The sequence below is a fragment of the Metabacillus sp. 22489 genome (assembly GCF_052044855.1).
Lineage (GTDB): Bacteria > Bacillota > Bacilli > Bacillales > Bacillaceae > Metabacillus > Metabacillus niabensis.
The window spans coordinates 37,825-53,613 of sequence record NZ_JBQENT010000005.1 but is presented as its reverse complement, the minus strand read 5'-3'; the positions used below and the strand labels follow the sequence as shown (position 1 = coordinate 53,613).

Here is a 15,789-nt window from a genome sequence, read left to right as displayed (position 1 = left end):
TTCCCTCCTTGATTCCTCATGCTTTCTTATGCAACAGATGTATCTATTTTGATGCTAACGAGACATTTCCATATCTTTTAGAAAATCTTTGAAATGGTTTATCAGCAAGATGTAGCAGTAATTCTTGATTTAATGCTTATTTCTAATGAATAAACAAAATCAATGAGTTTGAAGCTTAAGCACATATATGTTTTAGATCCGTTAAAAGCATATCGATATTCATGCTTTATCGCCCAACCTTTAACCGAATGTTCCTAAAATATTATCAATTGCTTGAAGCTCTTCGAATGTAAACGAGAGGTTGTCCAATGCACCTACGTTTTCAATAACTTGTTCTGTTTTACTTGCTCCAATTAATGCTGAGGCAACAACTTGATGTCTCAATGTCCAGGCAATTGCCATTTGAGCAACGGATTGATTTCTTTCTGCTGCAATCGCTTTTAATTTTTGAACCTTTTCGATCCGTTCTTTTGTCACCTGCTCTGCTGATATCGAATCAACACCCTTTGCTACGCGTGAATCATTTGGAATGCCATGAACGTATTTTGTTGAAAGGAGTCCTTGAAATAAAGGCTGGAATACAATTGCTCCAATGCCCCCTTCATCTAACACGTTGAATAGCTCATTTTCAGCATCTCTTAGAAACATCGAGTAATTTAGCTGATGTGAAACAAACGGTGTTTTTAATTCCTTAAAAAGCTTAATTACCTTACGCGTAACGTCGGCAGGATAATTCGAAACACCTACATATAATGCCTTCCCTTGTCTAACAGCTGTATCTAATGCCCCAACTGTTTCCTCCAATGGAGTTTGTGGGTCATAGCGATGTGAATAATAAATGTCCACATAATCAAGCTTTAATCGTTTAAGACTTTGGTCTAAGCTTGAAAGCATATACTTTCTTGAGCCCCATTCCCCATATGGACCAGGCCACATATCATATCCAGCTTTAGTTGCGATTAATAACTCATCACGATAGTTAGATAGCTCCTCGTTTAGAATTCTCCCAAAATTTATTTCCGCACTTCCTGAAGGCTCACCATAATTATTTGCGAGGTCATAATGAGTGATCCCGAGTTCAAAAGCAGTCGTAATCATTTTCTTAGCAGCAGCAAAATCATCCGTATCCCCGAAATTTCGATAAAGACCTAACGAAATAGCCGGAACTTTCAAGCCACTTTTTCCGAGGTAATTAAATTGCATCTTTTCATAACGATTTTCTTTTGGTATGTACGACAAGTTCTCCTCTCCATTCAGCATGAGATAGGTTATGATTTTTCTATAGATGCAGTTGATTCACGTAATAAAATCGAACCGCTTAATAACACCTTTTCAAATGGTGTATCTCTTTCCTTTACTCTTCGCATTAACATGTCAACCGCTCGCACGCCAAGCCCTTTTTTTGCAATATCAACCGTTGTTATCGTTGGTGAGCTCTCATAAGAAAACTCCATATTATCAAAGCCTGTGACCGATATGTCCTTTGGGACGTTCAAACCACATTCCTGTAAAACGGTAATCATTTGCATTGCCATATTATCATTGCTACAAACAATTGCTGTTGGCATTGATGTTTTACTTAGGTTGTTAATCCATTTTTTGATTTTTTCTTTCGATAAGATCTCATCTTCCTGATAGTCAATCGTGTTATTTAATACAGGAAGCCCGTTTTTTTCAAGAGCACTCCGATACCCAAGCCATCGATCGTAAAAGCTACGTGAATACTTGATATTGCCAATAAATTGAATCCGTCTATGTCCTAAGCCAATTAAATGAGTTGTTAATTGATAGCTGCTATCAAAGCTATTATTGTAAACGGTATCACTTGGAATTAACGGCTCCTCATAATCAACCATAATTAATGGAATCCCCAAATGGTGTACTTCGAGTAATAAAGTAGTAGAAACAACACCGATGCTGATGACACCAAAAAGCCCCTTTGGATTTACGACATTTTCTAAGCTTTCAACATTGTTTTCTGTTAAAACAACCATTCCTGTACCGATGCCTTCAAGGCTTTCACTAATTCCATCTAGTATTCGCCCCCAATATCTAGATTCCTTATTTTGAAAACGAATATTTGGCATTAGAACTAAAACAACCTTATTTTTCTGTTGAGCAGATTCTAATGACTGGTTGAGAGCAATTGCTTGAGGTTCATCCAGCTTTTGATTTTTTTGAGAAAAGTATCCAAGCTTTGCAGCAGCCTGGAATACTTTTTCTCTTGTAGCAGAATTTACCCCTTCCTTTCCAGATAAGGCTCTGGAAACAACAAACTTTGATACACCTAAGTAATCTGCTATTTGTTGCATTGTTACTTTCTTAGCCATGCTTTTAACTCACTCCACCTAGGGGCCATATTTGAATTAGCTTTCACTTATGCGATATCATATACACTGCGAATTGAAAGCTCTTGTTTAAACTGTGCAAGATCAAGCGCTTTACTTAAGCTCTCTTTTTTAACCGTAATTGTTTTCGTAGTACCTTTGGAAAGATCGAAATAATTATCATTGAACTTGCAATCTGCTGATTTCAAATCCAACTCAATGTATTTTGCAAATGCATGTGCGTTTATCGAAATCTCAAATGTCTCACTAGTTTCATTTACTGCAAATGTGAGTTCTGGGTTTAAAAAGTTAAAATGCTTTGGTTTCACAAATAATAACGTCGTGCTGGAAATTTCCTCATCATTAACGAATAATGTACATTCAACATATGTGTTTCTTCGATTTTCCTTCGTTAATAGCTTCTCAAAGGAAAGTGTTTCACATAGATTTGCTTTTAATCCATTAATCTCCGCTATAACTGTACCTTCCTGTAAAACATCGGATGTGTTTTTCCGCAATCTCCACTCTATTCGCGCATTGACGATTTCTTTTGTTTCATTTGTTACATGTATTTCTACATTCGAACCATCTTCTCTTAAAGAAAGAAGAATTGGTGAATAGAATTTTTTCGCAAAATAGTGTAATGCCTTCCAGCGTCCAAAGTAGTCCACACTTGACCAAGAAGCTACCGGCCAGCAGTCATTTAGCTGCCAATAGAGGGAACCCATGCAGCGTCCACGGTTTCTTCGCCAATGCTCTACACCATATTTAATTGCTTCTGCCTGCAATAATTGAGAAGCATAAAGGAGTGAATCGAAATCCTTTGGATAAAGGAAGTTTTCTGATAAATAGAAGAGAATTTTCCCATTAGCTGCTCCATTTTTTTGATGCTTCTCCATCACATAAGAAAAAATATTGCGATCTTCAGGCTCTGTGAATGTTTCGATCGTTTTCATCGCTGGGAAGGATTGAAAGCCAAATTCTGAACAAAATCTAAAATGGAATTTTTCATATTCTGAAAAAGGCTTTAAGCCATGCCACACTTCCCAATAATGCATATCCCCTTCATTCGGATTACGCGGTTCATTAAAGCCACCACCAGAAGAAGGTGATGAAGACCAATAGAATGTTTGTGGGTCATATTTTTTGGCAAGCTCAGGAATAATAAATTCAAAAAGCTTAATATAATCCGCTTTATGCTTATAATCATCATCAGGCATATCTCCCCAATGAACCCAAGCTTCTTCAACCTCATTATTGCCACACCAAATTCCAAGACTTGCGTGGTGTCGAATTCGTTTCATATTATCGATTACTTCTTGTTCTACCGTTTCTCTAAACTCATCATTTAAATCATACATACTGCATGCAAACATAAAATCTTGCCATACAATTAGTCCTTTTCGGTCACATATATCAAAGAAATAATCCTCTGGGTAAATTCCACCACCCCATACACGGATCATATTAAAGTTTGCTTCAACACAGTCGTTAATTAATGTCTCAGTTCGTTCAGCAGAATTTCTCGGTAATAGATTATCCTCAGGAATATAATTTGCTCCCATTGCAAAAATAGGAAGTCCGTTCACTACAAATTCAAATGATTTTCCCCATTGGTCTGGCTCATGCTTAACAGTAATGGTACGAAGTCCGATCGTAAATGTTTTTTCATCAATGATACCTTCTTCATCTAAGGTAGTAACCTCAACTAGATATAAAGGCTGATCTCCATAACCGTTTGGCCACCATAACTGTGGATTCTTTACATCTATCACTATGTTCTCCTCAGATCCATTCATTGCTTGTTCACGAATTTCGATAATTTCACCTGTCGGATCTGTTACCTTTACTCTTGCTGTAAGCTTATCCTGTTCCTTCTTCTCAGCTTGAATTCGGACATTTAAACCTACTTCATTTTCCCGATGGTCTTGAGTAATGTATACGTCCTCAATTCTTCCTGTGTTCCATGCAAGAATTGAGACGTTTCTCCATATTCCTAAATCCGGAATTTGTGGACCCCAATCCCAGCCAAACATACTATGTCCCTTCCGAATATGTGGGAAACCTTCGATTGCATCCGTTACTCCCCATAACTTTATTTCCTTTTGTTTCTCAGTAATATATTGAATTGGTGAATGAAGGGTAACCTCTATTTGATTTTTTCCTACTATTATATATGGCTTCACATCAAACTCATACGTACGGTGCATATTGTTTGTATTCGCTATCAAATGTCCGTTTACTTTAATTGTGGAAATGGTATCAAGACCATCAAAACGGATTATTATATGTTCGTAGGTTAATAGCTTATTATCCACTTCAAAGGTACGCGTGTATTGATAATCCTTTGATGCAATGTCATACGCATAACCCTCATTATCACGGTAAAACGGATCATCAATTTTTCCATGTGAAAGCAGATCATTCATAACAGACCCTGGAACAGTTACTTCTAACCATTCTGTATCATTTACACTTTTCATTTTCCATGAGCCATTTAAATCTAATTTTTTCATACCCATTTCACCCCTAAGTTATTTTTGTTATTTTGTTAGATTATCTCTATTGCTAAATTCAAATCTAACATCGGCATTTTCTTTGGCTATTTCCGTAAACATCGTTGCTTTTTGAGCTGTTTTTGGTTGATAGATCTAATAATTACGATTTAACTCTTTTTGTTATTTCTGTTATTATTTTTGTTATCATAATTCAACTTTATTACAATAACAAAAATAAGTAAATAGCTAACAAAAATAATTTTAAAAAAGGGTAGTACCTTGTCACGGTCCATACCCTTTTTATCTTGCAAATCCCTTTTAATACTAACAATTAGTTAATTCTCGTAAACTTCTACTTATTTAGCGGCATAAAATTCTTTAATAACCTTTTCTGCCGGTTTTCCGTATACAGCATAATCATCATTTTGCTCCGCCTCTTCTTCCTTATGAAGCAGCGCTTTCCAATCCCATAAACCAAAGCCACGAACCCATTCTTTCTGACCCGCTTTTTCAAACATGACTTTATAGTACGCTTCTTGCGCTTTCATATCCGTTTCTCCTTCTAGCCCCCAATCATTAGGTACATAAGGAGAATTCGAACGACTCGGACATCCCGCCTCAGCAAAGAAAAATGGTTTATTATATGGCTTAATAATGTTTTCAATTCGTTCTAATTGGTTTTCCCAATCATCAATAGGATAGTATCCACTTGATGAAATGACATCAACCGCATCCCACCATTTCACATTTCCTTCCTGATATTTATCCGTGTTATACGTAATCGGGCCTGTATAAACTGCGCGAACCTCTTCAATTAAAGCTCGCCATTCTTTCTCTCTACGTTCTGTTTGAACCATTTCACAACCTACAATAAACATTTCACATTTTGTTTCTTGAGCAATTTTCGCATAATGCATTTGGTACTCTGTATAGCTTTTAAACCAATCCTTCCATTTCGGCTCACAAGGAACATCCAAATCAAAAAAGTTAATATGTGCTCGCCACGTACCATCCTTACAATTGACAGTCGGCTTTAAAATTACTTTTAATCCGAGCTCTCTTGCGTAACCAATCATATCTATCAATTCTTCGTCAGACACCATATGGTCACCCGTATAATCGACAACTGTCGTATGAGCACCATCTTGAAGTGCAGCTAATGAAATAATTACATAATCTGTATTCGTTCTTTCTTTTAAGAGCCTTAAAGATTCCTTCGCTTCAGGCTTCTTAAAATCTCCTTTTCTACTCATCCAACCAAAAGTAAACCCTTTAATAAATTCCATTTTATACAGCTCCTTATTCCTAAAGATGCACAAGCGTTCTATCTGTTTTAACGCTGGAGCTAATCATTATTATTTTTTAGCGTTTCCGCAATCTTTGTTATTCGAAATATTTATGCAAATCAAAGTCATGAGGGTGATTTCCGGTACAATCAGCAAATGCAAATGAACTTTACGAAAAAACTCTCTTAAAAAAAGGACTGACCTTGTAATCAAATCAGTCCCCCATCAAGCACCATTATTTACTTAACCGATCCGGCCATACCATTGTAAATATGTTTTTGCAATGTAATAAATGCAATTAATGTCGGGATGATCGCAATCATAATCCCCGCACAAATAACTTCCCATTGTGAACCATAAGGCCCTTTAAATTTAAACAGTGCGGTTGATATAACTTGCAGCTCTGTTTTTGGCATATACAGAAAGGCTGTATAAAAGTCGTTATAGACATTAACCCCTTTAACGATGATAACTGTCACAATCGCTGGTTTAAGTAACGGAAGAATAATTTTACGGAAAATCGTAAAGTATGACGCTCCATCAAGCATGGCAGATTCATCAAGAGAAACTGAAATCGAATCCATAAATTGCAGGAAGATATAAACAGCAATAATATCTGTGCTCATATACAAAATAATAGCTGCCCATCTAGTATTAAATAAGCCCATATCATTAATGATTTGGAAGGTTGCTACCTGTGTAGTAACAGCAGGAATTAATGTCGCAAGTAAAAATGCTCCCATCAACAATTTGCTTCCTCTAAATTTGAAACGGTGTAGAACAAAGGCAATCATCGAACCAGTTAATGTAGCACCTATAATAGAAAGAACTAATATAAACGCCGTGTTCGCAAATCCCATCAACATATTACCTTCAGTAAAAGCACGTGTATAGTTTTCAAAATTCAGCCAATTCTCAGGCGGTGTGAGAGGACCTGTACTTGTGTATTCATCACTTGTTTTAAAGGAGGCGAAAAACACAACAACGATCGGAAGCAACGCTACAAAAGCACCTAAAAGCAATGAAGCGTATTTTCCTATACTACCTAGCGTATATTTTAGTTTATACATCTTAGTCACTCTCCTTTGAAAACTTTTTCTGGATGACAGTCACAACAATAACAATGAGCAATAGCACGACAGCCATCGCAGAACCTAGGCCGATTTTTCCGTATTTAAAGGCAATATCTACAGTTTGGATAACAAACGTTTTACTTCCATTTGATCCACCAGTCATAATATACGGAATTTCAAACGCTGATAAAGCACCACTAATCGCCAGAATTAAGTTTAATTCTATGATTCTTCTAATACTCGGTAAGATAATATATCTAAACTGATGCCATCTATTTGCACCGTCAATTTCAGCAGCTTCATAGACTTCCTTAGGAATAGAAGAAATCGCTCCAAGGAAAATAATAAAGTTAAAGCCCATATATCTCCATACAGATGTTCCTGCAAGGGAAATGTTAATAACATCGGGATTACCTAACCATTGTGTTATTATTCCTCCGAGACCAATCGCATTTAACACTGTATCCAACGTACCCTCTGGTCTAAAGAAAAATAAAAACATAAACCCAATCGCAACACCATTTAATAAATAAGGGAAAAAGATAACACCCTTGAAAAAGTTTTTGAATCGAACATTAAACGTTAAAATTGTAGCAAAGTATAATGCTAATCCCATTTGCACAAATGTAGCAGCAAAATAATATAAACTCACTTTAAACACGACAAAATATTCAGCATCTGTAAAAATGTCAATATAGTTTTGGAAGCCGATGAATTCTTTTTCACTGAATCCATTCCACTCAGTGAAACTGTAGTAGAACATATTCACAACTGGTACATACGCAAACGTAATAAGCAACGCTACCGGCACAAGCGAGAATAGAAAAATTAAGATCCGTCGTTGCGCATCATATGATAGGTTTGAAAATTTAAACACGGACTACACCTCCCGGTAGAAATAAAAAATAATCTTAATTAAGTAGTTTATTAAAAAAAGGTAGAAATTTTTGGCGGTGATCAACACCATAGTAGAGTTAACAAACGCAGCAATGAACATTCATCCATAACGCTTTTTATTCTTTCTTGTTATGAAAGACAAGAAAAGTGCTAAGCGCACTTTTCTTGCAATCAATGACATATTGATTATTCAGCAGTTACTTTATCGTATGCCTCATTCCAATCAGCATTAAGCTCTTTCATGATATCGTCAAATGACTCATCACGGTTACCGATTGCAGCTTCTACGATACGTTTTGGTGTATCCTCAAGCCATAAACCAACTTCTGCTTCTTTGTCAATCTTATCAAGCAATCCTTCTTGACCTTCTTTAGCAGGTGTAAGAAGTTCGAAAGTAACACCTTGTTCTTCATATTGTTTTAATTCTTCTGGAAGTGGAACATCTTTCGCTGCACTGATACCACCAGCTTGTTCAACTGAGTATCCTGATTCATGAATAAACCAATCAACCCATGCTAAAGCAGCTTCTTTGTTTTCACTGTTTTTGTTAACCCCAATTTGGAAGTCAGCACCAAGTGGGAAGATAACTTTGTCGGCATTTGTCGGGAATGGCATATAACCGATATCATCTGGGTTTTCAGAAACACTTTTGATTTGGTCGATTGCCCATGAACCTAATACCATTGTTCCGATTTCACCTTTACCTATCATAGCCTTAGAAGTTTCCCAGTCAGTCGTTAACGGATCTTCTTCAATTAAATCTTTGTTAGCAACATCATACATAAGCTTCCATAATTCATATTGCGGTTTTCCTTTAACGAACGGATCTTTTTCATTAACCATTGTTTGGTTGTAGTATGCAGCATCTCCAGCTACAGTTGTGAAAGCACCTTCCCATTGAGTTAACGGCCAACCAGCAGCATAGTTTGTATATAAAGGAATAGCGTCTGTGTTATCTTTAATCTTTTGTAAAGCAGTTAAGAAATCATCCATAGTTTTTGGAGTTTCCGTAACGCCAGCTTCTTCAAATACTTTTTTGTTGTAAACAACACCAGTGTAAGTTACTGCAATCGGAATACCATAAACTGTTCCATCAACAGCTCTTTCCTCAACACCCATATAATCCTTTTCCATATCCTCTAATTTACCTAGCGGTTCAAAGAAGTTAGGGATATCTTCAATCGGAACTTGTGTTGGGATAAGTAATACATCACCATAATCTTGTGTATTCATACGCGGTGTGATTTGACCGCCGTAATCAGTTAATGCTTCGAAGTTTACTTCAACATTTGGATATTTCTTTTGGAATTCTTTTTCATACTCAGGAAAAACAGTATCAATAATATCTGTTCTTTGGTTAATAACTGTGATTTCCCCTTTGATATCTTTCGGATCTTTGTCCTTCCAGCTAGTATCAGCCTCTTGCGTTCCACCCTCACTATTAGAGCCTTCTTTATTATTGCCACACCCTGAAAGAGCTGCAAGAACAACTAACATCATGACCATAAGTAAACTTAACAATTTACCTTTTTTCATGCTTTTGACCCCTCTCTTTATTTCGTTAAATTTAAGTTACCGTATAGGTTACAAATTAATTGTATGATGGTAACGCTTTCTTGTCAACAACTTTTCGACGAATTTTTTAAAAAAGTTACAGGTATGAAAATTAAGGTAATTAAATACATTATATATGCTATATAAACCTTTAATTTCACTGGAAATCCAAAACATCTCCCATAATTATTAAAAGAAAAAATAACTCAAGAAAGAGGGGAAAGAAAAATGACTTTCTCAGTAAAAAAACACAATATTAACAATCATACTTTCGACTTTTTAAGTTAACGTTAAGTTTCATTATTACTAAACTCTACAAAGCATTCATCCTATTTACCTAAACATTAGCTCCAGCACCAACATCAGTAAAAGACTGAATAATAAATGAAAAATTTGATTATCATATCTTCTTAATCGGTAGTTTAGATACATCCTTTATTTTTTTTAAAGCAAATTGGAATATTCAGCTTATAAAAAATCCAAAAGGGTAACTCATACGGAAATACAACATCCCATGAGTTACCCTTAAATAAAATTTATTCCTCGATTAATTTATATAGCGAAAAAATAACCCCTAATCCGTAAATAAACGGTCCAAAAATAATAAACGCTAAGAAATTATAATCAGCTATAAAGTACACAACGCCAACGACAACTAAAATAGCTACTGTCCCTACAATATTTTTAATAATCGTTACAAACGCAAACATATTGGCGTCTTTTATTTTCATATTCTTAAACGATAGGAAGACTGATGAATAAGTTAACATCAGTAAAGCCATCGCTAAAAAATAGATAAACAAAATCGTCAGCATAAGCGAAAATTGACTTTGTTGTTTATTGAAAAAGAAAAGCCCCGTATAAAGAATAATAAGGATAAATGTATAAATAAAGGATGTAAGCTTACTTTCTTTATATTTGTCGAAAGTCTGCTTATAAAGCTGTTTTACAGTCTTGCCTGTTTCATCGTCAACTCCCATATTAATATCGCGCAATACGCTAAATAACGAGGAAATCGCAGGTACTAAGCTATAGACAACAAGCCCTTTCAATAAATAAATCCAAAAATAAAAACTTACGAGGAAATATTTATATAGATATTGAAAAAATATAACGATTTTACTATTCATTCTTTTCTCTACCTTTTTCATTAATGTCTTGTACTAAGTTTCACTTCATTATATCAAGGAAGGAACGAATGATAAAACGAAGGCAAGTATAGTTTTATACGAGACTGTTTTCCAAATAAGCAGCGGCTCCGTTCAAAATTAGTACTTACAAAAAAGAAGGTGGCTCAAAACAAAAGACTAATGGCCCCGCAAACGATATATATAGACTAATGATGAGGTTAGCTTTCTATATACCTGTGTCTATCGGATGGCCAGCCCCTTCCTGAGTCACCCTATTTTTTTTACTGAATTTCGATATACTATTTTTCCTTTTACTAATACTCTTCCAAATGATTTTGTTTCATCTTTAATTTTAGCAAGAATGAAATTCACTGCATGTGAGGCCATTTCTTCAATATCTACTTCGACAGTTGTTAATCCTGGAGAAGTAATCGTTGCATACACATCATTATCAAAGCTGACAACTGAGCAGTCATCTGGAACATTAATTCCTAATTTCATTAACTTTTGAATAAGATTATGTGCAACTTGGTCACAGTTACACACGAAGGCTGTAGGCATTTGATCCGGGATTTTGATATCAATATATGAACCATGCTCATCACGATCATCTAAAATATACGTTTCATTCAGCTTCAAATTATGCTCTAGTAATGATTTATAATAGCCCAAAAAGCGGTCCTGTATACTGCTCGTTGAATATAAATTCCCTACATAGCCTATCTCACGGTGTCCGTTTTGAATGAGGTAATTCGTAATTTCATAGGCACCATTAAAATTGTCTGTTACAACAGAATCAATGTCTGCATGTTCATCGTAGAAATCTAAAAATACCTTTGGCAATTCGATGCTTTCAATCTTTTCTATATACTCTTTACTTATCTGTCCGAGGATAATAAAGCCATCTACCTTTTTTTCATGGTAAATTCGCGGCAATTGCAGCTGTTTTTCATCCTTACTATTTAAAATATGAAGAATTCCATAATATTCATGTGATTCTAATACCCTCGTAATGCTTTGGTATACATTTAAATAAAAAGATTGATGGTCCATACCTGCAAAGCGTTCTGGAATGATAACACCAATGTTATACGATAGTCCTTCTTTCATCGACTTTGCTAAAGCATTATAACGGTAGCCCATTTCTTCAGCAAGGACCTTTATTTTCTGTTTTAGTTCATCACTGACACCGTCTTTATCATTAAGCGCCTTTGAGACTGTTACACTACTGACACCTAATTTGTCGGCAATATCTCTCATTGTTATATTATTTTTCATTTTCTTTTCCCCCGAGTTAACCGACGTAATAAGAAGAGGCAAATCTGCCTCTTTTAGCCAATCATCTCTTATTGATTCACTTTGTTAAGCAATTGTAAGTTTTGTTCGATTAAACCTTTACGCTGCTTCGCACAATCTAATGAGCGGAATGGATCTTCCGGAGTATTGAAGGTATAATCGACTAGCTTTTCAATCGTTGTTGTTGCAACATGAATGCGGGTATCACTTGATGCATAATAAATAAACACTTCATTGTTTTCATTGACAACTGCACCATTACAGAAGATAACGTTTGACACATCTCCTACGCGTTCTTCATCATACGGAGCAATAAAATGCCCCCCTGGAGTAGCAATCACTTTTGTAGGATCCTCTAAGCTTGTAGCAATTGTATAAAGAACATACCGAAGACCAGCAGCTGTATTTCTTACACCATGGGCAATATGAATCCAGCCTTTATCAGTTTTAATCGGCGCAGGTCCTTGGCCATTTTTTACTTCATAAATGGTATGGTAGCGCTTTTCATGCATTACTTTTTCATCATGGATGACAGGGTTTAAAATATCATCACATAAAGCAAATGCAATTCCACCACCTGATCCTGTTGAAATAAATCCATCCTGCGGACGAGTATAGAACGCATATTTCCCTTCAACAAATTCAGGATGTAACACTACATTACGCTGTTGCGGTGATGGTGTTTGTATATTAGGCAGACGTTCCCACTTCTTCAAATCCTTTGTTCGAACTAAGCCTGCTTGAGCAACAGCACTTGACGTATCAAATTCAGGCGCATCCTGATCCTTGCTTTCTGAACAGTAGATACCATAAATCCAACCATCCTCATGTTGAACTAAGCGCATATCGTAAATATTTGTTTCCTTTTCATCAATGTCGTCCCAAACAAGCGGTGTGTCGATGAAACGAAAATTATCGATTCCATTATCACTTTCAGCAAGAGCAAAAATTGATTTACGATCTAAGCCTTCTGTTCGCACGACTAAATAGTATTTATTATTTAAATAAATTGCCCCTGGATTAAATGCCGCATTAACTCCAAGCCTTTCCATAAAATGAGGGTTTGTTTCCTTATTTAAATCAAACCGCCAATGTAGTGGTACATGGTGACGTGTAATAACTGGATTTTCATAGCGGTCATATACACCGTTATAAAAATCTTCCTTTTTCTTATTCTTTTTACTTAATAATTCATTTTGTTTTTCTAGTAATTCAAAGTATTTTTCATGTATCATCTTAGTTCATCCTTTCGATCATTTCTAAACAGAATCTAGAATTATGGTACGGAGTTTTCCACGGTTCCCCTACAGCTCGTTCCGTCGGCTTGCCATCAGGTTCAACAGACCAATACCATTCCCCACCTTCACGATGGTCAACGATATTCTCTTTTATATAAGCCCATAGATGTTCAACTAATTGTAAAAACTTCTCATCCTTCGTTCTTTCATAAGCATTTTGAAACCCGACAATTGCTTCAGCCTGTACCCACCACACTCGGGTATAATCTACTTTATCGCCAAGCTGTTCGTTTGCTAACGAACCATCCTTAAGAATGGCGTGTGAGTTTCCAATGTTATACGCAATATCAATGACCATTTGTACATACCGATCATCCTCAAGACCTATCGCTTTAATGGCGTCATCAATTAGCCAGCTCGCTTCAATATCATGTCCAAATGATTTTAAATCGAGCAAGGAATTCCATTGCTTATCAAAAAATACTTTGAGGAATTTCGTTTCTTTATTAAAGATTTTTTCATAGAAAACCTCAACTAAATTTGTTATCCGTTCTTTGACTATTTTTGTTGGATTAGCTTTATATAAATTTGTATAAGCTTCCAGCACATGGAGATGTGTATTTGTTGTAATATCAGCAATAACACCGTTCTCGCTTAATTTATCGTTAGGAAGCTCATTCCAGCTACGGTCAAATTCCTCTTTGTAAGCATTATTTTCTTTATCAAAGCCTAAAGTTTCCACTAAATCGAAAATGGTATTAGCATATTTTAAAGCTTCTTCATTCTTCGTTACACGATAATACTCACTTAAAGCATAAATACCAAATGATTGTGTATAAATATGTTTTTGTGTTTCTTTAGGATTCCCTTGATAATCAAGTAGCCAAAAAAGTCCTTGATGCTCGTGGTCGAACATTTTCTCTACTAAAAATTGATATGCGTGATGAGCTATTTCTAAATACTCAGGTTTTTTCGTAATCCGATAGGCTGCAGAAAACGACCATAAAAATCGGGAAATTTGTATTCCACCTTTATCTCCTTGCTTATCAACTGTTAAATCGTAATTAACGGTTCCATAAAATCCACCATTTTGTTCATCCTTTAACTTCATCCAAAAAGGTAAAATATGAGTTAATAAATGGTTTTCAAGTTCATTTTTTAGTTTACTCAAAATGTTGTAACCCCCAAATCATTAGTTTACCGATAACTTAATTATTATGTTACTTTCCTATTTGTTATTTGTCAATTATAAATAAAACGTTTTCAGTTTATTTATCTACTAGGTTGATAGCATCATCGTATATCGAAGAGGAATTAAAGCAATAGTTTAGTTAATAGTCCAGCAATGTTTTCTTAAAAATACAAAAAAGGGGACTAACTGTTTATAAGTAACAACAGTTAATCCCCTTTTAAATAATTGTTAACACTTTGCAACTTTCCATCAATTGACAAACTACAAAAGCAATCGTACTTGTTCAAGAATCGAAGGTTAAGGAAAGCCACACGTTCAGATGATTATTTGCTAAAGGATGGTCTTAATTGATTTAATTGATTTAATTGATTGTCTAACCAGTTGATGATATCTGCTTTAACTTCCTCATGATTTAATTCATTTAGCACTTCATGGCGTCCTTGATGATAAAACTTGTAATCTAATTGATTGATTCCGTTTCTTTTTAATTGATTTATAACGCTAATCACACCTTTTGTTGCTTGACCAACAGGATCCTCTGTACCACTTATAAAGAAGTATGGGATGTCCTTCTCCATTTTGGCCACCTCTTTATTTTGATGGATGACATCAATTCCTCTTAGTAAATCGTAATAAAAGCCTGCTGTAGCGATAAAGCCGCAATACGGGTCGTTTATATACTTATCGACTTCCTTTTTATTACGGGTTAACCAATCAAAATCAGTCTCAGGATTCGAAATCTTTTTATTATAGCTTCCAAAAATCAGCTTATTCATCAGAGGACTTTTTGCTTGCTTTCCGAGTTTTTTCATTTGTGATTTCGCTATTCCTTTTCCAATTTTTCCTATTATCCCTGGATTCCCACCAGTTCCTGAAATAATTGCACCAGCTACGGCTCCTTTATATCGCTGTAGGAAGCGGCGAACGATGAATGAACCCATGCTATGCCCCATAATAAAAACAGGAAGATCGGGGTGTATAGTATGAATATAATCATTAATTTCTTTAACATCTTCCACAACACGCTCAAAACCATCTTCATTTGCAAAAAATCCTAGACTTGCACTTTTTTCTCCTGTTTTTCCATGTCCACGGTGATCATGACCATAAATAAGATAGCCGCTTGAGGACAGGAATTCTGCTAAAGGCTGATACCGATGAATATGCTCTGCCATTCCATGTGCAAGCTGAATGACCGCTTTCTTTGTTTCTATTGCTTGATCTTGATCTTCCCCCCAGCTTTTCACATACACATGGTGCCCATCTGACATCGTTAACCATCTCTCTATCATAACCAT

12 protein-coding genes are annotated in these 15,789 nt (G+C 35.6%); all 12 read right to left on the bottom strand.

Annotation, left to right across the window (positions count from 1 at the left end):
- Positions 1-240: 240 nt before the first annotated feature.
- On the bottom strand, positions 241-1,239 hold the full coding sequence (locus ACTJJ9_RS04405; RefSeq protein ID WP_304951817.1) for an aldo/keto reductase: 999 nt from the start codon (positions 1,237-1,239) through the stop codon (positions 241-243).
- Between the two features lie 29 nt (positions 1,240-1,268).
- A complete protein-coding gene (locus ACTJJ9_RS04400; protein ID WP_145581352.1) occupies positions 1,269-2,330 on the bottom strand; it encodes a substrate-binding domain-containing protein in 1,062 nt (353 codons plus the stop codon).
- Positions 2,331-2,377: 47 nt separating this feature from the next.
- The gene (locus tag ACTJJ9_RS04395; RefSeq protein ID WP_145581351.1) at positions 2,378-4,843 is read right to left on the bottom strand and encodes a beta-mannosidase; all 2,466 of its coding nucleotides are present in this window, start codon (positions 4,841-4,843) and stop codon (positions 2,378-2,380) included.
- Positions 4,844-5,181: 338 nt separating this feature from the next.
- Positions 5,182-6,111 (bottom strand): glycoside hydrolase family 113, encoded by a 930-nt coding sequence (locus tag ACTJJ9_RS04390; RefSeq protein WP_145581350.1) that lies wholly within the window; start codon positions 6,109-6,111, stop codon positions 5,182-5,184.
- Positions 6,112-6,350: 239 nt separating this feature from the next.
- Positions 6,351-7,181: a carbohydrate ABC transporter permease gene (locus ACTJJ9_RS04385; protein WP_145581349.1), complete on the bottom strand. Its 831-nt coding sequence runs from the start codon at positions 7,179-7,181 to the stop codon at positions 6,351-6,353.
- Between the two features lies 1 nt (position 7,182).
- Positions 7,183-8,061 (bottom strand): carbohydrate ABC transporter permease, encoded by an 879-nt coding sequence (locus tag ACTJJ9_RS04380; RefSeq protein ID WP_145581348.1) that lies wholly within the window; start codon positions 8,059-8,061, stop codon positions 7,183-7,185.
- Positions 8,062-8,267: 206 nt separating this feature from the next.
- Complete coding sequence (locus tag ACTJJ9_RS04375) at positions 8,268-9,617, bottom strand: extracellular solute-binding protein (protein ID WP_145581347.1); 1,350 nt, start codon at positions 9,615-9,617, stop codon at positions 8,268-8,270.
- A gap of 554 nt (positions 9,618-10,171) precedes the next feature.
- Positions 10,172-10,765, bottom strand: a complete 594-nt coding sequence (locus tag ACTJJ9_RS04370) for a DUF624 domain-containing protein (RefSeq protein ID WP_170944191.1) — start codon at positions 10,763-10,765, stop codon at positions 10,172-10,174.
- 267 nt (positions 10,766-11,032) lie between these two features.
- A complete protein-coding gene (locus tag ACTJJ9_RS04365; RefSeq protein ID WP_095297286.1) occupies positions 11,033-12,043 on the bottom strand; it encodes a substrate-binding domain-containing protein in 1,011 nt (336 codons plus the stop codon).
- A 68-nt stretch (positions 12,044-12,111) separates the two neighbouring features.
- On the bottom strand, positions 12,112-13,296 hold the full coding sequence (locus ACTJJ9_RS04360; protein ID WP_145581345.1) for a glycoside hydrolase family 130 protein: 1,185 nt from the start codon (positions 13,294-13,296) through the stop codon (positions 12,112-12,114).
- 1 nt (position 13,297) lies between these two features.
- Positions 13,298-14,470, bottom strand: a complete 1,173-nt coding sequence (locus ACTJJ9_RS04355) for an AGE family epimerase/isomerase (protein WP_233452257.1) — start codon at positions 14,468-14,470, stop codon at positions 13,298-13,300.
- 344 nt (positions 14,471-14,814) lie between these two features.
- Complete coding sequence (locus ACTJJ9_RS04350) at positions 14,815-15,783, bottom strand: alpha/beta hydrolase (RefSeq protein ID WP_255451833.1); 969 nt, start codon at positions 15,781-15,783, stop codon at positions 14,815-14,817.
- Positions 15,784-15,789: the final 6 nt, after the last annotated feature.